Raw genomic sequence first — 764 nt, 5'->3', positions numbered from 1 at the left:
GGCTGGCGGTGGACCGCAATGCGGCAGGTGTTGACGCCGCGCACGCTACGCGTCTCCGGATGGCTACCGGCGGGCAGCACATCGACGAAGGGCTCGTCGGCGTAACGCGCCTCGAACAGCGCCTGCAGGTCCGTGGCCGGGTCCCGCAGCCGGGCGTAGAGGCTCGCGTGGATCCCCCGCACCATCGGTGCAAGATGCGGCATGAACACCAGCCCGACCTCGCCGCCGGCGGCCTCCATCAGGCCCTGGCGGATCTCCGGGAGGTGCCGGTGACCGGAGGCCCCGTAGGCACGGAAGTTCTCCGAGGCCTCGCCGAGGAGCGTGTGCTGCCTGGGCTGGCGTCCCGCCCCGGTCGCCCCGGACTTGGCATCGGCGACGAGGGTGTCGGTATCCACCAGACCGGCCTCGACCAGCGGCAGGAAGCCGAGCTGCACCGCCGTGGGGTAGCACCCCGGGTTCGCGACCAGGCGGGCCCCGCGGATGGCATCGCGGTGGCGCTCCGGCAGCCCGTAGACCGCCTCGGCGGCAATCCCGGGGCAGGCGTGGGTCATCCCGTACCACTCGGACCAGAGGTCCAGGTCACGGATACGGAAGTCCGCCCCGAGATCGATCACGCGCACACCGGCCTCTAGCAGCGCGGGCACGGACTGCATCGCCGTGCCGTTGGGCGTTGCGAAGAAGACGACGTCACAGGCGGCGAGGCGTTCGTCGTCCGGGGCCTCGAAGGCGAGATCGCAGTGTCCGCGCAGGTTCGGGAACAGCTC

1 protein-coding gene is annotated in these 764 nt (G+C 71.6%); it reads right to left on the bottom strand.

Annotation, left to right across the window (positions count from 1 at the left end; translation table 11 throughout):
- Nucleotides 1-764: N-acetyl-gamma-glutamyl-phosphate reductase (argC, locus tag G7A99_RS22490; RefSeq protein ID WP_163144244.1), on the bottom strand; the 764-nt coding region annotated here is incomplete at both ends.

The organism is Arhodomonas sp. KWT (assembly GCF_010993615.1).
Note: the sequence above shows the minus strand (reverse complement) of the source record. Positions and strands in the feature narration are given on the sequence as shown.